Here is a 20,818-nt window from a genome sequence, read left to right on the forward strand (position 1 = left end):
TATCTTCATGAAACACATCGTCACCACTTTTTTATTGGTTTTTGTCATACTTGCCGCAATCGCAGCGACGAAAGCGGAAGCTCAGTTTATTAAAGATCCCGAGATTATTTCCGAATATCTGGATACCCTGATTCTCACCCCTGAAGAAAGGCGGCATCTGCAGCAGATGTATGAAATGGTCGGACTCCGCGTCGGGAAAATTGTTGGCGGAGAAGACGCTGACATAGCCGACTACCCCTGGACCGTTGCCCTCGTTACCGCCGGCGGGTCGCAGTATTGCGGCGGCACAGTGATTGATGAAGAATGGATTTTAACCGCAGCACACTGTATCGGTAGCTCCGCTTTTATACGGGCAGGCGTAACCAATAAGAACGACACCTCCGGTCAGGACCGGCAGGCCGTACAAATCATCAATCACCCTGAATATGTGAGCGTTACGCAGGGACGCGATATTTCGCTTTTGCGCCTCGGCGAGCCCCTTGACCTGTCAGACCCGAATGTGGCTATCGCCCCGATTTCCACTGAAATGCACAACCTTCTTGGTTTTGAAGATGAAGGCGTGCCTTCCATTATTACAGGCTGGGGCCGGCTATTCTCCGGCGGACCAGCACCGGACATCCTGCAGTGGGCAGAAGTGCCGATTGTATCAAACGAGCAGGCGCAGGTCGGTTACCCCAATGTGGTAATTACCGATGACATGATTGCAGCAGGGCTGTGGGGGGAAGGCGGTGTTGATGCCTGTCAGGGTGACAGCGGCGGCCCTCTTGTTGTACCCGACGACAGCAGCCCGGTTGGCTACGTTGTGGCCGGTATTACGAGCTGGGGCACCGGTTGCGCCGGACCAACACACATGGGCATGTATGCACGCGTTTCATACTTTGAAGACTGGATTTTCGAAAATTCCGGCCTCTCTTTCCCCGGTCCCGGTGAAGACGACGGCATCCCCCCTGCAACTATCACGGACCTGAGCGTAACCGGCCTACCGACGGAAAACAGCATTACCCTCAGCTGGACCGCCCCCGGCGGCAGCGGTGACGAAGGGCGTGCCGGTTCTTATGACCTGCGCGTTTCCGACGCCCCGATCGATGAAACCAATTTCGATGACGCTACCCCTGTTGAAGGCGTCGGGCGCCCTCTGCAGGCAGGTACAGCAGAAGTTTTCACCGTAGAAGCGCTCGAGCCGCTGACAGAATACTACTTCGCACTCAAAGCCAGCGATTTTTTCGGAAATGAGTCCGGTCTCTCAAATGTGGTGAACACGGCAACCGACGGCTCGCCGAGAATTGAATTTAGTGCCACAAGTTTCGATCTCACGCTTTCTGCCGGCAGTACAGCCGAGCGTACCCTGACTCTAACCAACACCGGTGAAGGTTTACTCACCTATGCACTTCCTTCTTTTATGAATGAAGAACGCTTTACCGCTGCCAACATCCGCAGCCTGAACACCACGGCCTTTCCTGCAGGCACGGCAGAAAACCGGGCAGCCGATAACCTGCGTCAGCGGTTTCATTTATGGGAAAGCGGCGCGCGCGGTCCGCTCAGCACATACGATCAGCAATTGCTGGATGATCGGATTGAAGCGGCGCATCAGGGCATCATCCTCACAGACGAACCCTCCGTTACCATTCCGTTTGAAAACCTAACCGCTACGGGCGGAGAGTTTTTTGATGTCACCGGTGACGGCTTCACCAACGAGCTTACCGCTGTCCGCGCCGATTTTGTCATCAATCAGGCCGGCGGACAAACCTGGGCAAGCGATCTTGCGCTCCTGATCACCAATGGGGATGAAATCAGCCCAAGCACAGTCGTGCTTCAGGTTGGCGGCTTTAGCGACTTTGGCCCATCCGGCACCCGCATACCCTGGGGAACAGGCAATACCGGCGCGCCGAACACACCGGTTCAAACGACCATCGCCATCCCGACACCCTTGCTGGTCGACGACCTTACGGTATGGATCGGTCACGGCTGGGGCAACGGAAGCAGCTCAACATGGAGCGGAGAGATCGAAATGATCGGTATCAGCGAAGCCGCAGCATTTATCAGCTCTATCAGCCCTGCATCGGGCAGCCTTGCTGTTGGCGAAAGCGTTGACCTCACCATTACCTTTGATACCGCAGATCTTGAAGAGGGCGAATACGAGGCCACTACGCAGCTGCGCAGCAACGACCTCACCAATCCGGTGACCATGCTGTCGTTTACCTTGCTCGTCGGCCCCGAAGACGGCCTGATTGTAAGCCCGCGCAGTCTTGACTTTGGGGAAGCGGAGCAGGGTCAGTCGGTCGAACTTCCGGCTACCGTTATTAACAGTGCTGAAGAAGCCATTGAAATTACCGGTTTTAGCCTTGATTCCGACGCCTTTGCTGCGGATGTACCGCTACTTACCCTCGCCCCCGGCGAGACTGCCGATTTCACCGTCAGCTTTAATCCGGTTGAAATCGGGGACTACAGCGCAACCCTTTCCATCGAAAGCACCGCTGAAAACAGTCCCGCCCTTATCAGCCTCAGCGGTGTGGGACTCGAAGCGGACGGGCCTTTCAGCATGGTTACGTTCCGCCTCGATATGTCCGTGATGAAGGCTGAAGGTACCTTTATCCCCGAGGCCGGCGATGAAGTATTTGTGCGCGGCAACTTCGGCGCATGGGGCCTGAACCCGGATTTCATGCTGCAGCAAAACGGCGACACCATTTATGAGGCGGAACTCTTCCTCGATGGTGAACCCGGCCGGGTGTTCGAATACAAGTACTTTATTCAGGCGGGTGATGGTCGTTCGATCCCTAACGGAGGCTGGGAGCTGAATACCGTTGGCGAAGACGGCAACATCAACCGGGTAGTGACCCTCTCTTCTCCCTTCATTATGCTTCCCATCGTTTACTACAACAATCAGGTTACTGTTGATACAGAAACCGATTTCGAAATGCCGGCGCAGTTTACGCTCAGCCAAAACTACCCCAACCCCTTCAACCCGACAACAACCATTCGCTGGGAAATGCCGGAGGCCGCCGAAGTTAGCCTCGAAGTATTCAACCTTCAGGGTCAGCGGGTAGCGCAGCTTGCAGGCGGAATGCACACGGCTGGCACGCACACCGTAAGTTTCGACGCAAGCCGCCTTGCTTCTGGCATGTACGTGTACCGTCTCCGTGCAGGCGATTTCGTCCAAACCCGCAGCATGATGCTGTTGAAATAAGCTGCTTTTTACGAGGCTGATTTTGTAAGCAACTTCAGCCTTTAAACAGACAAAAGGCCTGTTCCGGAAAGTAACCGGGACAGGCCTTTTTATTTGAGCATAAGTTTTCGGGGAAAAACGCAGTTGAGCACTGATAAATCAACCCTGTTCGCAATTGATTTTTATATAGTTACAGCCCTACATTCATTCCATCAAGCTGACAGCTTACCCTAAATGAGCTCCCGTGCCTGCATATGCCCCTTTTCCTTCCACAAAGGTACATCGCAGCTGAGGTGAAAGCTTGCCGGGTTTTTGTTCTGTGAACAAATGATTAGCCGGTGACATAATATCCTGCTACTCATCGGTTGCATAGCAAATCAGTTCTTACCCCCTCTTAAAGGGACAGCCTGTACCTTCTGTGCGTTGGAAATCCGGATAAGCCTCATCGCGCATCAGATAATTTGGCGTCTTGATTACATTCCTCACCTCTTTGTGGAAAAGCGGCGACACGCTGCCCGAAACGGGCGGTACCAGCCAGGCCCAGTCTCCGGTCGTTTCCCGCTCCTGACGGGCCTCGAGTGCTTCAAACTGAAGATATTGCTCACTTGCCGTATGGTGATCAACCATTTTTACCCCTGCCTGTTCAAATGAGTGCAGCACGGCCAGGTTCAGCTCTACAAGGGCACGGTCGCGCCACAGGCTGCGGTCACGCCGGGTATCAAGTCCCATCAGGCGGGCGATTTCAGGGAGCTTGTTGTAGCGGTTCACATCGCTGAGATTCCGGGCCCCGATTTCAGTTCCCATGTAGTAGCCGTTGAAGGGCGCGGTTCGGAAACGCAGTCCGCCAAAGGCCAGATCCATATTGCTGATAACCGGCAGCGCATGCCACTGCAGCCCCAGCGGCTCAAAATCAAGTTCGGGATGACGGATTGGCACACGCAGCGCAACATCCGGGTCATCAGGCAGCTCGAAGACCCGGGGCGCTTCCCCTTCTGCCTGCAGAATGAGCGGGAGAAATTCGAAGGGACCGCGACGCGCAGGTTCCCACCCGAGACGCAGCGCAAAATCGGTAAAATCTGCCAGCATGGGATCGCCGGTAATGCTGCCATCCGCATGGCGAAAACCCGCAAACCGGATCAGCTGCGGGTTCAGAATGCGGATTCGGTCAGAAAACACCGAGATCGTGGATCGGATACGCCCGCCATTGGTCGCAAAGCGCAGGTGCGCGATCAGGGCCTCGTAAGCGTCGCCGGCCGTACGGATGTCCCGACGATCAAACAGGTGCAGGGATCGCCAGTGCAGCCGGCCGATACAGCGGTTGCTGTTGCGCCAGGCCACTTTGGCAGCCCAATGCAGCTCTTCGGTGCTCGGCGTCCATGTGCCGTCAGCAGCGGCTTCCTGTTCCGCTGCAATGGCTTTGAGACGGCCCGAAGCGGCCTCCTCATCGTATGCTCCGGTTTCATTCGCGAACTGCGCAATACATGCTGCGGCCCTTTCTCCGGCTTCCGTTGATTTTACCTGTGGTGCAGTGCTTGTGTTCATCTGTTAAATATTATCCATTGATCAATACCCAATTTTATAATTTAAGAAGCCAAGCTTAATTCCGCGTGAACATAAGACCAATTGCAGGTATATTCTGATATCTTTTATATGTGCTTCTTTTTTGGTACTTATTTTGAAATTTGGCACGTACCAGCTTTTTTTAAGCTCGTCCAAGTCAGCGCTGTATGCAAATCACGGCCTGACAGCTCCACATCCACCATACCTTAGCTATGTCAAAAAAACCACCCTATTCAATGGGAGACCTTCCTCCCGAACTGAAAATGATGAAGCAGCATGTGCTCAAAATTGTTTTGGGCCTTGTGTTGCTCGCAGGTCTCTGGACTTCCGTGCATACCATCGCCCCGGAAGAAGAAGGCGTCGTTGTTACGCTCGGCAAGTACAACCGCACATTGCTGCCGGGCCTCAACTTTATTCTGCCGTTCGGCATTGAAACCATCTACAAAATCCCGGTACAGCGGCAGCTCAAGCAGGAATTCGGCTTCCGCACCGTACAGGCGGGACAGCGTACAACCTACAGCAAATCTCCCTACATGGATGAATCCATCATGCTCACCGGCGACCTCAACATCGCCGATGTTGAGTGGGTTGTGCAATACCGCATTGTGGATAGCTACCGCTTCCTGTTCCGCGTACGCAATGCCGAAGAAACCCTGCGCGTGATGTCAGAATCCGTCATGCGTAAAATCGTGGGCGACCGCACGGTAAACGAAGTCCTCACTGTCGGGCGTCAGGAAATCGCGACCCGCGCCGAAGAGCTTCTGCAGGCGATGTCCGACGAGTATGAAAACGGCATTCGCATTGATCAGATCGTACTTCAGGATGTAAATCCGCCCGATCCTGTGAAGCCATCCTTCAACGAAGTAAATCAGGCTCAGCAGCAGCGTGAAACGCTCATCAACCAGGCCGAAGCCGAATACAACCGCGAAGTACCGCGCGCGCGCGGGGAAGCCCGGGAAATGATCGAGCTCGCCGAAGCCTACGCCCTCAACCGCGTAAACGACGCCATCGGAGACGCTGCCCGCTTCAACTCTATTTACACCGAGTACATCCTTGCCCCCGAAGTTACGCGGCAGCGCCTCTACCTCGAAACCATGGAGCGCGTACTGCCAACCATGGGCAGCAAAATTATTGTAGACGAAAGAGGCAACAACGTACTGCCCCTCCTCAACCTCGAACAAACCAGAAGGGGAGCCAACTAAAATGAAGAACATCATTCTTATTGCAACAGCCATTGCCCTTTTCGTCGTCGGACTCAACGCCATGTTTATCGTTGACGAAAAAAATCAGGCCATCGTAACGCAGTTCGGACGCCCGGTCGGCGAGCCGATCACCAGCCCCGGACTTCAGTTCAAAATCCCCTTCATTCAGAAAGTACAGTTTTTCGACCGCCGCTTTCTGGAATGGGATGGCGACGCCAATCAGATTCCGACCAGCGATAAAAAGTTCATCTTCGTTGATACCTTTGCCCGCTGGGAAATCACCGACGCGCTGCAGTTCTTCCTGCGTTTGCGCGACGAGCGCGGGGCACAATCCCGCCTTGACGACATCCTCGACGGTGAAACCCGGAACGCCGTCGCCAGCAACGACCTCCTCGACCTGGTCCGCTCCACCAACCGCGAACCCGAAGTCACCGAAGATTTCCTCGACGATATCGAAACCCTCGAAGACATCTCCATCGGCCGCGACGCCATCGAAGCCCTCGTACTCGAACGCGCCAACGAACGCGTACTCGATCTCGGCATACGGATTCTCGATTTCCGCTTCAAGCGCGTCAACTACGTCGAAGACGTACAGCAAAACGTATTCGACCGCATGATTTCCGAGCGAAACCGGATTGCCGATCAGTTCCGCTCAGAAGGTCAGGGCGAAGCCCGCGTCATTTTGGGCGAAATGGAACGCGAACTCGCGCGTATCCGCTCTGAAGCCCGCCGCGAAGCCCAGCAAATCCGCGGCCGCGCCGACGCCGAAGCCACGCGCATTTACGCTGAAGCCTTCAACCGTAACAACGTATCGCGCGATCTGTACCAGTTCCTCCGCACCATGGAAGCCTTCGAAAAAACCATGGATGAGAACACAACCGTAATTCTCTCCACCGACAGCGAATTCTACCGCTTCCTCATGGGCGGCAATTAAACCCGCAAACCGAAGCGCCCGCTTTACCACATCCCTGCAAAAGGTGCCACGGATACCGCAGCGCGTCCCGCCTGCAAACTTCCGGACCGACACCCTTTTGCAGGGATTTTTATTTCCCGCACCCAAACCTGCCACAGGCGTCCCCGCTGGTACGGTTTTTCTATTTTTTTGGGGGAAACTCCGTGAGCATCACGGTCAGCGTTGCTGGTTCGCGGCATCCCAAATCGGTCTCGAAGCACCTTGCTTTTTAACAGAAGCGCCCCCGCAAGCAACTGCCGACCAAATGCAGAGACCGAGTCAGTGGACGGATGACAGTGCTCAGTGGTCAGTGCTCAGTGGTCAGAGATCCGTAATCCGTCTCTGGTCTTCGGTCCTATCCATTCTGCCGTCAACGGTCAGCGGTCTGCCATCCGACTTCGGTCCTACCCCAATCTACCGTCCGCGGTCTGCGGTCCGCCGTCCGCCGTCCATCCCTCCCCTCAGCGCCGGAAAATAATGGTCCGCCGGCCCGACACAATGATCCGCTGTTCCAGGTGCGCCTGAACCGCACGCGAGAGCACAATGCGCTCCACATCCCGCCCGATTTGCTTGAGCTCAGCCGGCGTTTCCTCGTGCATAACACGCTGCACATCCTGTTCAATGATGGGCCCCTCATCAAGATCCTCGGTTGCATAGTGCGCGGTCGCTCCGATCATCTTCACACCCCGCTCATACGCCCGCTGATACGGATTTGCCCCCTGAAAGGCCGGCAGAAAAGCATGATGAATGTTGATCACGCGGCCATCCCACGCCTGCACAAAATCCGACGAAAGCACCTGCATATAGCGTGCAAGCACCACAAGATCAATGTGATGGGTTTCAAGCAGCCGCCGAATCTGCGCCTCCTGTTGCGGCTTGGTTTCAGCATTTACCGGCAAACAGTGAAACGGCACCTTAAACTGATTGGCAACCGCTTCAAGATCGGGATGGTTGCTGATAATGAGCGGGATATCGCAGTCGAGCTCACCCTCCTTCCAGCGCAGCAGCAGATCATACAGACAGTGCGAAGTTTTGGAAACCAAAATGGCAACACGCTGTTTTTCGTCGGTATAATGCACCGACCAGTTGAGAGAAAGTTCCGCACCAAAAGTGCCGAAATCTTCTTCAAGCTGCCGCCGCGAAGTACGCAAATCCGCAAGAGCGACTTCAATGCGCATGAAGTAATTACCGGTCAGCAAATCAGAGTATTGCTGACACCCCAGAATATTAAACTGCCGCTGAAAGAAAAAACCACTGATGGAGGCAACAAGCCCCCGCTGATCGGGGCATTGCACCAGAAAAATGGCCGTAGCCGTATCGGACGTCATAGCTATAGAGTAAATAAGGTGATCGGGATTTTAAAAAGCCCGAAATTAGGAGGATACCGCCACAATCCCAACCCAAGTTGCAGCAGAAGTCACGGAGGCAATTCGTCATCCGCCGGAAGGGTGACCGAAGCCTGGGCAAAAAAAAAAAGCTACAGGCCCGAAGGACGAAAAATGCCCGGAGGACGTCATCCCTCGAAAAAAAATTAAACCGTATTTCAGATTATGAAAAAGACGATAACAACTGAAAAAATCCCCCTTTACCTGTGGCTTGATGATCTTGAGGATGGTGCCCTGTTACAGGCGCTTGACCTGGCGAACCTGCCGGTCGCCTTTCACCATATCGCGATCATGCCGGATTCGCACATCGGGTTCGGGATGCCGATCGGCGGCATTCTCGCCACGAGGGACGCGGTCGTGCCGAATGCGGTCGGGGTCGATATCGGCTGCGGGATGTGCTCGCTGCGTACGAGCCTCACCGGGCTGCACCCTGCGCAGTTGCGTGAAATCATGGGCCTGATCAGGCGGCTCGTACCGGTCGGGTTTCAGCACCACAAGGAGGATCAGCCGGAAAGCGTGATGCCCGCGCTGCCCGACGAAAGCAGCAGGCTTACACCGGTTTCTGAGCGCGAATTCGCGAAAGCGCGTCGTCAGGTTGGCACGCTCGGGGGCGGGAATCACTTCATTGAGCTGCAGCAGGGCAGCGACGGTTATGTGTGGATCATGATTCACTCCGGCTCGCGCAATATCGGACTTCAGGTGGCAGAGCATTATCACAAGCTCGCGATGGCACGAACCGAAGCGCGCAAAGAAAAAGGTGCCGTACCCAAGGATCTATCGTTTTTCCGCGCAGACGACCCGCTTTATCACGCCTACCTCGCGGAGATGCGCTTTTGCATCGCTTTTGCCCTCGCCAACCGCAAGCTGATGATGCAGCGCGTACAGGAGGCCGTTGCAGCAGTAGCGGGCGATATAAGCTTTTCGGGCTTCATCAACAAACCGCACAACTTCGCAGATACGGAAACACACTACGGCGAGGAGGTGCTTGTGCACCGCAAAGGCGCAACCCGCGCCCGGGAAGGCGAACCCGGCATGATACCGGGCTCGCAGGGATCGCCCTCTTATATCGTGCGCGGCAAGGGCAACCCGCTCTCGTTTGCGTCGTGCTCGCACGGGGCCGGTCGCGTGATGAGCCGCAACGCCGCCCGCCGGAAACTCGACCTCAAAGCCGAACAGCAAAAGCTCGAAAAGATGGGCGTGCTGCATGCCGTACGCGGGAAGCGCGATCTTGACGAGGCCCCATCCTCCTACAAAAACATCCGGAAGGTTATGGCCAATCAGCAGGATTTAGTGGAAATCGTAACCGAGCTGAAACCCCTCGCGGTCATCAAAGGCTAAGACCGGGTTCGCGATTTTGGAGCACGGCTTTTGTAGATTGAGCCGGGTCAGGGTGAATTTTTCGTCTCTTCATCGGGTCTGTTACGGGCTGTACGCCCAACCCCGCGGGCGCGCCTTTGGCGCGCGCAGGGGGAATGAGCTGGGGCGATGCGGTTTCTACGAAGAATACACCGCTACGCGGCTTGTCGCTGGCATTGGCATTCAGGCGTGTTGAAATAAGGATGCCATGCATATCATTTTGATCATCCTGTAATCCTAAAAATCCTGTTCAACAATATAGGACGGACGTGATTTTGCATTCGGCAATTTAGAATTGGGGGCGTATCCCGGCACGGTAGAGACGCAATGCATTGCGACTCTACGACGCGGCTGTGGCGGGGTCTGTTACGGGCTGCACGCCCGGCCACGCAGGCGCGCCTTCGGCGCGCGCGGGGAATGAGCTGGGGCGATGCGGTTTCTACGAAGAATACACCGCTACGCGGCTTGTCGCTGGCATTGGCATTCAGGCGTGTTGAAATCAGGATGCCATGCATATCATCCTGATCATCCTGTAATCCTAAAAATCCTGTTCAACAATACAGGACGGACGTGATTTTGCATTCGGCAATTTAGAATTGGGGCGTATCCCGGCACGGTAGAGACGCAATGCATTGCGTCTCTACACTGGGTTTCTCGTGGGGCTGTTACCGGTTGCACGCCCGACCACTCAGGCGCGCCTTCGGCGCGCGCGGGGGAATGGGGGGGCGTCATGCCGTGGTTATAAACATGTCACTCCTTCGGAGTGGGTGCCGATGTAGTTCGGCGTGCAGATGTTGAAATCAAGCGTTCATCTTGTTCATCCTGTGAATCTTACAAATCCTGTTCAACAAAACAGGAAATTCGGGATAGGCGCCGACGGATTTTTCTATAAAAATTGCACCATTACGCGACTGGTGTTCCTGAACCGGTATTCAGCTTTGTTTCAAGTTTCAGGCTTCTTTTTTATTTGCGGATGAACACAAAGTAGTACACCAGCGCAATAAAGACGCCCCCACCTATGATGTTGCCTACGGCCACATAGAATAGATTTGCACTGATGGACCAAAAGGTGATTTGAGAAGGCAGTTCGAGATCGACTGTGGGGGATTCGGTGGCAAGCGCCATGAAGAATTGAAACATGTTGCCCGTACAGTGCTGAAAGTTCATGGCAGGCACAGCAGCTACCGGCAGAAGCAGGGAGAAAAACTGATCGGTTACAGAACGGCCCGCCATGGCAACCCAGAGTCCGGCACAAATAAACAGGTTCCCAAAAATGCCGATCACGATGGTTTGCAGCGGGGTGAAGGAAACCTTGATTGCAGCTATGGTTTTTGCCGTATCAATGAGGGCACCATCATACTGATTCGCAAGTCCTGAGATCAGGAAGAGACCGGCAATGGAAGCTGCCCCTATAAGGTTGGCGAAGAGAACAAGGGTCCAGTTTCGGGTGATTTCCCAGAGGGTAACTTTGCCCGAAGCCCAGCTCATGGCGGCAAGATTGTTGGTTGTAAAGATTTCGGCACCGGCAATGAAGGCCAGTATATACCCCATGGCATAAAAAATCGGCCCCAGAATAAAAGCCGCGCCCGGTTCAACCGCAGGATGCGCACGCACATAAATATCCCAAAGCGCACCAAGTGAAATAAAAGAGCCGCCCAAAATGCCAAGCACCATCGTTTTATGGAAAGGCGACCGGGTCTTCTTAACCCCAACTTTGAGAACCCGTTCGGCTACCTCGTTCGGATCGTAGGCGTCGAAACGGCTTTTCTGATCAGGAGCTTCGTCTTTGTTCTGTGCTGACATGCAGATAAAATAGGCTTTTGAGAGTTGCCCGCATTCCCCTTCGTTAATAATCTCCCTTCATATGCCGAAAGGCAGAGAAAATCCATCTGAAGGTTGCGAAACAGATCATTCGTATTCAGCGCAAGATAACCCTATCTGCCGCAAGTATGTTCAATAGCCGGAAAAAGTTCAGGCCGGAAGCAGTCCGCTTACAAGCGTACCGGCTCCCGGCCTGATCAGATATTTTTGTGTTTTTTGAAGAACCCTTAGAAACCGATGGAAGCGCCAAAAACAAAGAACATCCGCTCTGCATAAGGATTGGTAATAAGGGATGCGGATACTCCCAGAGGTGTATTGCTTGTGAGCATAACTTCACGGGAAAGCGTCGCACCTACATTAATAAAGGAAAACTGTGTGGTTTCGTAGGCTTCTGATTCACCGGTTGTAAACCCTGAAAAGAGAGCAAGCTCATAATCTTCCAGCGCCTGTGTAATTGAGACTTCATGATACATGGAGTTATCGTCGTCGTTGTGAACGAAGATGTTGGTGCTGAGGCCCAGCGATGTATTTTCAGAAAGCGCCGTTTCGTAAGAAAGGCCTACTTCTATAAAGTGAAAGTCGCTTTTCAGAAATGAAACCGGGTCATCCGGAAACATATAATCGGTAACGTGCAGTGAAAAATCACCGGCAGAGGTCTCGAAGGTATAGCCGGCAAAGAAGTTGATTTCACTGCCGTCAGGATTACCATTGGTGGCATAGGCCGCCCAGGCACCGATTTCAAGGCCGCCGAAGGCAAAGGTTACCTCGGGCATGAGGCTTGGGGAACTTCCAAAATCAAAGCCCCGCCACACGTAGCGGCTGTTGTATTCGAGACTCATATCGAATTGGGCTTCAGCCTCAGATGCCGCGAAGCCTAAAAATGCGGCGCTAAGGATGGCGACCTTCGCCAAACCGCTGAAAGTATTAGATATATTTTTCATAGGGGAATTTTATTGATGATTTACTTAAAACCTGATAGGTGGAAGTGAGATTGATTTTTGTTTTCCGCAGCAGCAGTTTTTTATGAGTGTATTCACTCTGATAATGCGGAAAAAACAGTTCTCAATCGGTGGCACAGAACAAGCTTTCATAGATGAAAAGCCGGTAAAAGAATCTCCGGATTTTCAGTCCGGAGATCTTTAGGTAGTTATTCGATTGAGTGGTTGATCAAAAACCTGAGCGGTTATTTATCCATTACGGGCTTGAGTTCGGGGCTTTCGAAGCCATTGGTTTCAACCCCTGCAAAGTTCGGATACGCAGGGACGCCGTGCTCTGCCATGTCAAGGCCTTTCAGCTCGAATTCTTCACTCACCCGTACACCGATCGTGTACTTGAGGGCTGCAAACACGCCAAAAGCAAACAGGAAGGTGAAACCGTAGATGGCAAGCACGCCGATCAGCTGTGTAAGTACTGAAAATTCAGCGACAAATATCCCGACGGCAAGTGTGCCCCAGATACCGCATACCCCGTGCACGGCAACTGCGCCAACGGGATCATCCCACTTCATTTTGTCAATGCCAATGATCGCAAATACTACAATGGCTCCCGCAATGGAGCCTACAATGGCTGCGAAGAGGGGCGAAATGACATCCGCACCAGCTGTGATACCGACGAGACCCGCAAGTATACCATTCAGAGCCATGGTTGCGTCGAGCTTGTTAATAAAGAGTTTGGTGACCAGCATGGCACTGAGCGCCCCCGCAGCAGCTGAAATTGCCGTCGTTACAAACACGAAGCTGACTTCTGCCGGATTGGCACTAAGTACTGAGCCACCATTGAAGCCAAACCAGCCAAACCAGAGCAGGAAGGCCCCGACTGTAGCCAGTGGAATATTGTGGCCCAGGATCGGCTTGATGCTGCCGTCTTTGCCATACTTCCCTTTTCGTGCACCCAAAAGGATGATACAGGCCAGACCAGCTACGCCGCCTACTCCATGTACAAGGGTTGAACCCGCAAAATCATAGAAGCCCAGCTCATCGAGCCATCCGCCTCCCCACAGCCAGCTGCCTGTGATAGGATATGAAATGGCAACGAGCAAAAAACCAAAAATCATGAATACATGAAGTTTAATCCGGCCGGTTACGCAACCCGATACAATGGTTGCCGCCGTAGCCGCAAACATGGCCTGGAAAATGAAGTCTGTCCAAATGGTCATGTCTTCACCGTATGCCGGGCTTAGAAAAGCTACCGGATCAGCGCTATCGAAACCAATGCCGAAGCCTCCAAATCCAAACCATCCGTTAAAGTCACCGGGGTACATAATCTGAAAACCGATAAAGGCATAAGCCAAAATACCGGTACACAAAATGAAGACATTTTTATAAGTGACGTTCACTGTGTTTTTGGCCGCGGTCATGCCGCTTTCAACTGAAGCAAAGCCCAGGTGCATAATAAAAACCATGGCTGCGGCGAGCAGAATCCAAAGGTTATCGATGATGAACTTTACATATTCAGGCGAGGCCATGAATTCTTCCATTGTGCTGTAAACCGGCTCAGCCGCTACAGGTGATCCATACAACAGTCCCGAAAGAATTAAGGCAGTAGTAGCAGTTATTCTTTTTTTCATAAGGTTAAATGTGTGATTGATGTGCATTTAGTTAGCAGTTAGATTCCGGAACTAAATTCCCCTTAATGAACCTGCATGTCAATACTTTTTTAATCACAAGCAGCAATTAGGTTAAATAAATGAGCCAATCAGAAATAAAAAGCGCTTTTATTTTAATAACTCTTGATAATTAACCTAAATTAAAAGCCCTTACAAACGGTGTTAACGGATGCACTTCAGCTTTTAATGAAGTGCATTTTAGACTAATCGATATGTTTAAATGGCGTCATACCGGAAAGGATTTCCGAATTCAGCTCACTGATTTATCTATATTTCCGCCTAACTTTGATGCCATTAGCTTTCTCCATATGAAATATCCCACACCCTTTGTCTTAGTCGCATTTCTTTTTTGTGCATGTCATTCAGCGCCCAAAACCGGTATTGCTGAAATCAGCTTGATCGACCATCCCGCCGCCGAGGGAAGCCGGTATCCGCACCTGCATACAACACCTGACGGGAAAGTGCTGATGAGCTGGCTGCAGAAGCTTTCGGAAGGCAGCTTCAGTCTGAAATTCGCCACGCTTGAAGACGGGATCTGGAGCGATACGGCTACCATTTTTACCGGTGATGATTTCTTCGACAACTGGGCCGACTTTCCCTCCGTTACCTGGTCGCCGGCGGGGTATTATGCCGCGCATTGGCTCCGAAAGGTGGAAGGCGGTTATTTTGCCTATCATGTGCAAATGGCCTTCAGCGATGACGGCCGGAACTGGTCGGCCCCCATTACGCCTCATCTTGATCTGTCACCTTCTGAACATGGCTTTGTCTCCCTCGAACCTCTCCCCAACGGCCGCATACTTGCGGTCTGGCTCGATGGTCGGAATACGGCAGCCGCTTTTGAATCGGGCCCTTCAGATCATGCACACACACAGCAGGATCAGCACGCGCATGCAGCAGGGGCAATGACCTTACGCTCGGCAGAGATTGGGCGCGACGGCAGCATTCATCACAAACATGAAATTGACGCGCGTGTGTGCGATTGCTGCCCCACGAGCCTGGTACGAGACGACCTGACGGCTTGGGTTGTGTATCGCAACCGCAGTCAGGAAGAAGTGCGTGATTTTTATATAGTGGCCTATGATATCGCAAATGCTGAATGGGGAAGCCCGTCGCCTGTACATGCTGACGGGTGGCAAATCGGGGGCTGTCCGGTTAACGGTGCGGCCCTTACTGTGCTGAACGATGAACTGCACGTAAGCTGGTTCACGGCAGCCGGCGACGACCCGCGGGTGCTTACTGCAGCGGCTTCTACAGAACAACTTCATTTCGGTGAACCAGTTCGGCTTAGCACCGGCGATGCATTGGGGCGGGTAAACAGTGCGGTAAACGGCACTTCAAAAGGGGTACTATGGATGGAAGAAGGGGCAGAATCTTTCTCTTATGGTCAAATCTACCTCAGCAAACTTCCCGCAGAAAACGATATGCCGGTGCAAACAGAAGTGGAAGGGATTGGTATAAGCCGCTCCCGCCTCACAGGCTTTCCACAGCTCACTGCCCTGCCAGGTCAGGCGGGCAGCTACCTTCTGGCCTGGACCCGGCATGAGCCCTCATTTGGTATTGAGATGCGCAAACTACAGGTTCGCTGATTATAAGGTGTTCTAATCGGCTTTGTCTCGCCGGTTTGACTGGTACGAAAACGAGCCCGACGGAACGTACATATAATCGCGACCTTGATTGCTGGGTTGCCTCCTCAGCGGCGCCCTTCAATCCATGCGCATACCCTATCTATCTTATGCTGTAGTAGTCAAGTCACCCCCATTCCGAAAAGCAGGGGGGTGGCTTTCGCTCTGCAAAGTCCCGAAAGAAGATTGCAGGACCTGACAGCTGAGCGTTCTTTATCAAACAAAGCAAACCGGGAATACCGGATGATCCGGATATCAAAATACCGGGCTATGGAAATTGACTGATGTCTGCCTATTTTGAGCGTCCATCCCAAATCATCTTTACCCTTATCTATGGAAATTTCTCCCGTCACAGTTATCGGATTGCTGGCAGCAAGCTGCACAACCATTTCTTTTCTTCCGCAGGTGCTTAAAACGTGGAAGTCAAAATCTGCCAAGGATCTTTCCTGGGGAATGTTCTCCATTTTTGCAACCGGGGTTTTCCTGTGGCTCGTTTATGGCCTCATGATCAGCGATCTGCCGATTATACTGGCCAATGCTGTCACCCTCTTGCTGGTACTGACCATTCTGTACTTTAAGTTCACCTTCGACCGTGATGAACCCGCTGCCAACTGAAGGCAGCGCAGACAGACTGTTTGTAGCAGGCTGAAGGGAATCAAAATGTTGTGTTGCAGCTTATGCAACCAAAGTAACTTACGTTCGATATTCGATTAGCTATATTTACTATCAGATAAACAAACCTAAACGGTGCCAGCAATGCTCGTGCAGACAGCACCAAACCTAACAGATAGTAAAATGAATAAGAATATCATTCTCGCAGCAGCAGCAAGTTTCATTGGCGGACTCGTTATCATGGGTTTCGTTGGCTTTTACTCCCTTCCCGGTATGATGATGCTGGAAGATGAAAGCAAGTACGATTTTGAAACAACCGTAGAAGTTTTTGAAAAAGAAGTCCGGGAAGCCGGATGGAGTATCATTACCGTACACGACATGCAGGAAACCCTTTTGGGACACGGACATGAAGTGTTGGAAGTCAAGATTTTCGAGCTTTGCTCAAGCCGCTACTCCGCTGAAATCCTTAAGCTCGATGATGAGCGCATTGTGAGTCCGCTGATGCCTTGCCGGGTTGCCATTTACAAGAAAAGCGACGGCAAAACCTACATCGGCCGCATGGACTCTGAACTCCTTGCCAAACCTTTTGGCGGCGTCATCAATCAGGTAATGCAGCAGGCCGCAAGCGAAACCGAAGTTGTACTTGCCAAGCTGATTCGGTAGTACATCATCCTTTGAGATTGTAAAGTCAGAGCCGTCCGGTAAACCGGGCGGCTTTTTTTATGTGCGGCAATCCGTGTTTTTCTGCTACTCTGACTTTGGTTACATTTTTGGAAGCACACTGCATTCCAAACCTTTAACCAATCAGGCGGGTGTATGATAGGCACGTACGAAACCGGTAAGGGCGGTAAATCCAGGCCGCGTTCTTTTTGGCTGTTGCTGCTGCTCGAGATGAGCACCATTATTGTCGCGGTGATGCTCGGCTTTTGGGTAAATGAATGGCGGGAGAACCGTCAGCATCAGGCGCAGGTGGAGGAGGCCAAATACCGGGTTGCTTCCGAGCTGAATTACAATCACCCGCGGATGGCTATGCTCTACAGCTATTACGATCTGATATTACGCAACATCGAAGCGCGCATAGCGAACGACCCGGATTTCAACCCGATGACGTCCTACGGCTATCAGATTGAAGATTTTCGGGGTGCGATGCCACCTCTGCTCCGCTCTTCAACATTCCACATGCTGCTCAATTCCGGTATTCTCGCCCATTTTGATGTGGAGACCGCCGACGACATCGCCTTTATCTACAACATGCAGCGCATCATCGAAACCCTTGATCAGGCGATTTTAAGCAGCGTTTCGGATGACACCGGCTTTACACGCATTGCAACCATCCGCCATACGTTTGGCCTGTTTACCGAGCTGATTCCGATTGTGCTTGCGACCTATGAGGTGCATGGACTGAAGCATTTCGCTGCGCATGGATTCCGCAATGAAATTGAGCATGAGCGCCTCAGGGAAGCCATTGCTTTTCAGATGGCTGAGTTCCAATAAAAAAAGCTGCCCGGCATGGTGCCGGACAGCTTTTTTAAGGTATGGACGGGCTAACTATTTATTAATATCTGCCTGGTTTCAGAGGATTAATCTTCCGGCTCAGGTTCTGGTTCCGGAACAGCTGTGCCGAACAGGACATCAAGATCGCGGTATTCGGGTATATCAAGATACCAGTCAGCATTTTCAACTCCGTCGGTTTCGGCCCAGCGAGCAAATCGCAGGTAAGCGTGCTCTTCACCATCTATTGCACTTGCAAAACGGGCTTTCTGAATCGCATGCGGAATGAGCTCCGGCACACTAATGGCAAAGTTCATGTTGTCGCCTACACGTGCGACATTGGTGCTTTTGTAGAACATTCCGGCAAGCGAGTTATCCTCATACTGTCCAAAAAGTTCATCAAAAACCAGGTCGGTTGGAACGTGATCCGGCAGATGGACTTCCTGTCCGCGACCGCCATAAGGAACAGCGGTTGTATCTCCATCTACGATTACATTTTTTGTTCCGTGGAAGAACGCAAACGGATTATAAGGTGCATTGCCCAAAACTTCGCGGCTAACCGGATTTTCAAAGGTAACTGTTAGTGCCACTTCATCAGGAGTTCTTTCCGTACTTCCTGCGAATACATTTCCCATTCTCGGGAAATTCTGATTGGCGTCATCGAAAGCGATCACAACAGCGCGGCTCTGTTCGGCTTCTGTTCCGTTGGGGTTTAGCACAATAAATGAACCGGCATTCAGGCGGGTTCCTACAACTTCTTCTATATCGTCAGGGAACAAATCATCAAACTGAATTCCAAATCCCGCTTTAACAGCAGTACCGGTTGCACGAATTTGGAAGATCATATCAATGGAGAGAATATTATTTTCCTCATTGGTCAACTCGGAGAACTGATAACCGATTACAAGATCATTCATGTCGTAATCCCCGAAGGAAGGCCAAAGGTCTTCAAACATAATGGTTCCGAAAGCATCTTCCGCAGGAAAAACATTACGTACAGTTCCGGCAGGGTCATCCATCAGACCGGCAGCAATACCGGCATTACCCGCGTCAAGACCGCGGCCTGCAACTTGCGGGAGGTTGTATTCATACTGAACCACGCCGTTTCTGACCTGAATCTGAACAGGTTCTGCAGCGGGGTGATCCGGAAGAATGAAAACAGATTTAAGGTGAGTAGGCAAACTGTGCTCTATCGCAAGCTCACCGCTATCATTGAGGAAATAGGTTGCGAGCCTTCTGCCACCCTGATCAGGATGGGCATCAAAGACGCTGATACGTCCGCGGTTCATATCCGCTGCATTCTGCGAGGCAGCTTTGACAGTGAAATTAACAGAACCAGTGGTTGAAAAATCAAAGTTATAAGGTACATTAATACCCCTGACATCTTCTTCCCCCGAAGGACTAAGGCTTGTGTTACAGGCAACGAGACCTGCACCCGCCAACATCGCCAGCACTATGTAGGTAATTTTTTTCATGATAAACTATATTTAGGTGTAAAGTCGTACGTGATTGTACGGTTTCATAATATCTATTATTGACATTAGATATTCTATATTTTCGATGAACACCCCTTATTTATCGATGAATGATCTTGCCAAAAGTAATTTTTTATGTAAAAAAATTAAGCTTACATGAATATTTTGGTGCTTTAAAAGTCAACTTAAGCATCAAAAAGCTTCTTCATTCGCTTTTTAAACTGATTTAACGCAAAATCGACAAACCATGCTTTTTCGAGCTTAAATGGCATGGTTTGATACGGCGCAAAGATTTCATCTACGACATCAATTACCAAACCGGCTAAGCGTCCGGCCTCGGTTTCGAAGGCATCACGCAGTTCAGGGTTTTCCCGCAGAAGTCTGTCTATCAGATACAGCCCGAACGCGATATGCCGGGATTCATCCCGTTTCAGTAACCCGATGCCTTCACGCAGGCCCGGCAGCATATCCTGTTCAGTCAGCATCCGGTGATATGCTTCGTAGCCCGTTTCTGCCAGCGTGCCCTCCACTATCATATTATAGGTAAGCGAAGCGAAAAGCTGTGCTTTGGGGCTGTCGTCCTTATGCAGACGCTGCAGGGCTGTTTCGAGTTCACCGTGAAAAAGCCTGCGATACGCCGGGCCGTGATAATGTTCCATATCAAAAGGTTTCCCGATCACATCGCGGAGAAAGAGTGCAAAAAACTCGGTGTGCTTGGCTTCCTCCCACAAAAAGCTTGTTAGAAACAGTTCTTCTTCAATGCGACCTTCTCTCGCAAGCGTTTGGATGAGGGGGAGCAGATCGAGGGTAACCGCCTCTTCGCCGCCCATAAACATGGCCGTAAGCCTGAAAATGAGATCTTTTTCAGTATCTGTAAATGTTACCCACTGCGCCCGATCCTTGCTGAAATCAATGTCAGCGGGGTTCCATACCCCAAGTTGTTTCGCCTTCTGAAAAAGCTGCATGGGGATACTTTCAAAATCAAGTCCCCTGCTTGTGGTTGAATAGCTGCTTCTTCCGTCTGACTTTTCCGTTTTACGGTGGCTGAGGCCTGTTTTTGAAGGATCCTGTGCCTGAGATGCCTCAGCTGAATACGGTGTATCTGGTTTGGCAACTGCCTCAGCGGCTGCAGAAAGGAGGGCTTTGGCCGCATTCCGCTGCAAGCCAAGGGTGAGCATGCTTCCTTTTTCAACCCGTATTACCCCGCTCATGATCATAAACAGCGGGTCTTTGTTATCTCTTATGAGTTTTTCCCAAATATGGTAGGGCGCAGTAAGTATGTAGGGAGCGGATTGAAGATCTGCTTCACCTGCATAGCGCAGCTGCTTACAGCTACCGTTTTCAAGGTCGAGGAAGAAGCCTGTATGTTTTTTCCCGTCCGCATTGAGCCCGTCATCGAATCTAAGGACGATAGCATCTTTCCATTTTTTGCCAGCTTCCCTGTATGCTTCACTTGCGTTAATCGTACGCATCCAGGAACTCATCCATGAATCTGAAAATAGCGCGTCTTTTTTAGTCATACCCATTCCGCTGATATTTGTGCTTCGTAATAAAAAAAACGGAGCAAAGCTCCT

Annotated in this window: 17 protein-coding genes; 8 read left to right on the top strand and 9 right to left on the bottom strand. The window is 51.8% G+C overall.

Annotated features, from left to right (window positions below):
• The first annotated feature begins 7 nt into the window (after positions 1 to 7).
• Positions 8 to 3,184, top strand: a complete 3,177-nt coding sequence (locus CYPRO_RS14780; RefSeq protein ID WP_114985354.1) for a trypsin-like serine protease — start codon at positions 8 to 10, stop codon at positions 3,182 to 3,184.
• Between the two features lie 363 nt (positions 3,185 to 3,547).
• Here CYPRO_RS14780 and CYPRO_RS14785 read toward each other — a convergent pair whose 3' ends face one another.
• Positions 3,548 to 4,705, bottom strand: a complete 1,158-nt coding sequence (locus CYPRO_RS14785) for a nitric oxide synthase oxygenase (protein ID WP_114985355.1) — start codon at positions 4,703 to 4,705, stop codon at positions 3,548 to 3,550.
• A gap of 281 nt (positions 4,706 to 4,986) precedes the next feature.
• Between CYPRO_RS14785 and hflK the strand changes: the two genes are divergently transcribed.
• Positions 4,987 to 5,925, top strand: a complete 939-nt coding sequence (gene hflK, locus CYPRO_RS14790) for an FtsH protease activity modulator HflK (protein WP_408625768.1) — start codon at positions 4,987 to 4,989, stop codon at positions 5,923 to 5,925.
• A 1-nt stretch (position 5,926) separates the two neighbouring features.
• On the top strand, positions 5,927 to 6,859 hold the full coding sequence (gene hflC, locus CYPRO_RS14795; protein WP_114985357.1) for a protease modulator HflC: 933 nt from the start codon (positions 5,927 to 5,929) through the stop codon (positions 6,857 to 6,859).
• Between the two features lie 479 nt (positions 6,860 to 7,338).
• Here hflC and purU read toward each other — a convergent pair whose 3' ends face one another.
• The gene (purU, locus tag CYPRO_RS14805; RefSeq protein ID WP_114985359.1) at positions 7,339 to 8,205 is read right to left on the bottom strand and encodes a formyltetrahydrofolate deformylase; all 867 of its coding nucleotides are present in this window, start codon (positions 8,203 to 8,205) and stop codon (positions 7,339 to 7,341) included.
• 222 nt (positions 8,206 to 8,427) lie between these two features.
• Between purU and CYPRO_RS14810 the strand changes: the two genes are divergently transcribed.
• A complete protein-coding gene (locus tag CYPRO_RS14810) occupies positions 8,428 to 9,600 on the top strand; it encodes an RtcB family protein (RefSeq protein ID WP_114985360.1) in 1,173 nt (390 codons plus the stop codon).
• Here CYPRO_RS14810 and CYPRO_RS16630 read toward each other — a convergent pair.
• The 4 genes from CYPRO_RS16630 to CYPRO_RS14830 form a co-directional block, all read right to left on the bottom strand.
• Positions 9,590 to 9,832 (bottom strand): hypothetical protein, encoded by a 243-nt coding sequence (locus CYPRO_RS16630; RefSeq protein WP_114985361.1) that lies wholly within the window; start codon positions 9,830 to 9,832, stop codon positions 9,590 to 9,592. The two genes, CYPRO_RS14810 and CYPRO_RS16630, sit on opposite strands and share 11 nt — an antisense overlap.
• A gap of 749 nt (positions 9,833 to 10,581) precedes the next feature.
• Positions 10,582 to 11,421, bottom strand: coding sequence for a formate/nitrite transporter family protein (locus tag CYPRO_RS14820; RefSeq protein ID WP_114985362.1), 840 nt, complete (start codon positions 11,419 to 11,421; stop codon positions 10,582 to 10,584).
• A gap of 245 nt (positions 11,422 to 11,666) precedes the next feature.
• Positions 11,667 to 12,380: a TorF family putative porin gene (locus CYPRO_RS14825; RefSeq protein ID WP_114985363.1), complete on the bottom strand. Its 714-nt coding sequence runs from the start codon at positions 12,378 to 12,380 to the stop codon at positions 11,667 to 11,669.
• Between the two features lie 242 nt (positions 12,381 to 12,622).
• A complete protein-coding gene (locus CYPRO_RS14830; RefSeq protein ID WP_240644772.1) occupies positions 12,623 to 14,005 on the bottom strand; it encodes an ammonium transporter in 1,383 nt (460 codons plus the stop codon).
• 434 nt (positions 14,006 to 14,439) lie between these two features.
• Here CYPRO_RS14830 and CYPRO_RS14835 point away from each other — a divergent pair, with 434 nt between their 5' ends.
• Positions 14,440 to 15,630: a hypothetical protein gene (locus CYPRO_RS14835; protein ID WP_124245637.1), complete on the top strand. Its 1,191-nt coding sequence runs from the start codon at positions 14,440 to 14,442 to the stop codon at positions 15,628 to 15,630.
• A gap of 158 nt (positions 15,631 to 15,788) precedes the next feature.
• Here the strand turns inward: CYPRO_RS14835 and CYPRO_RS16635 are convergent, their stop codons facing one another.
• Positions 15,789 to 16,103 carry a hypothetical protein gene (locus tag CYPRO_RS16635; protein WP_164682394.1) on the bottom strand — a complete coding sequence of 105 codons (315 nt, stop codon included), beginning with the start codon at positions 16,101 to 16,103 and terminating at the stop codon, positions 15,789 to 15,791.
• On the opposite strand from CYPRO_RS16635, the gene CYPRO_RS14840 reads away from it, so the two are divergent.
• From CYPRO_RS14840 to CYPRO_RS14850, 3 genes are all read left to right on the top strand, one after another.
• Positions 16,000 to 16,281, top strand: a complete 282-nt coding sequence (locus CYPRO_RS14840) for a SemiSWEET transporter (RefSeq protein WP_114985366.1) — start codon at positions 16,000 to 16,002, stop codon at positions 16,279 to 16,281. The genes CYPRO_RS16635 and CYPRO_RS14840 overlap by 104 nt on opposite strands.
• 180 nt (positions 16,282 to 16,461) lie before the next feature.
• A complete protein-coding gene (locus CYPRO_RS14845) occupies positions 16,462 to 16,941 on the top strand; it encodes a DUF302 domain-containing protein (RefSeq protein WP_114985367.1) in 480 nt (159 codons plus the stop codon).
• Positions 16,942 to 17,094: 153 nt separating this feature from the next.
• Complete coding sequence (locus CYPRO_RS14850; RefSeq protein ID WP_114985368.1) at positions 17,095 to 17,772, top strand: hypothetical protein; 678 nt, start codon at positions 17,095 to 17,097, stop codon at positions 17,770 to 17,772.
• An 86-nt stretch (positions 17,773 to 17,858) separates the two neighbouring features.
• Here CYPRO_RS14850 and CYPRO_RS14855 read toward each other — a convergent pair whose 3' ends face one another.
• Together CYPRO_RS14855 and CYPRO_RS14860 are read right to left on the bottom strand one after the other, a co-directional pair.
• On the bottom strand, positions 17,859 to 19,244 hold the full coding sequence (locus CYPRO_RS14855) for an LruC domain-containing protein (RefSeq protein ID WP_114985369.1): 1,386 nt from the start codon (positions 19,242 to 19,244) through the stop codon (positions 17,859 to 17,861).
• A gap of 185 nt (positions 19,245 to 19,429) precedes the next feature.
• Entirely contained in the window at positions 19,430 to 20,764 is a 1,335-nt protein-coding gene (locus CYPRO_RS14860; RefSeq protein ID WP_240644773.1) for a R2-like ligand-binding oxidase, read from the bottom strand.
• Between the last annotated feature and the right edge of the window lie 54 nt (positions 20,765 to 20,818).

The organism is Cyclonatronum proteinivorum (assembly GCF_003353065.1).
In the GTDB taxonomy this organism is placed as follows: Bacteria; Bacteroidota; Rhodothermia; order Balneolales; family Cyclonatronaceae; genus Cyclonatronum; species Cyclonatronum proteinivorum.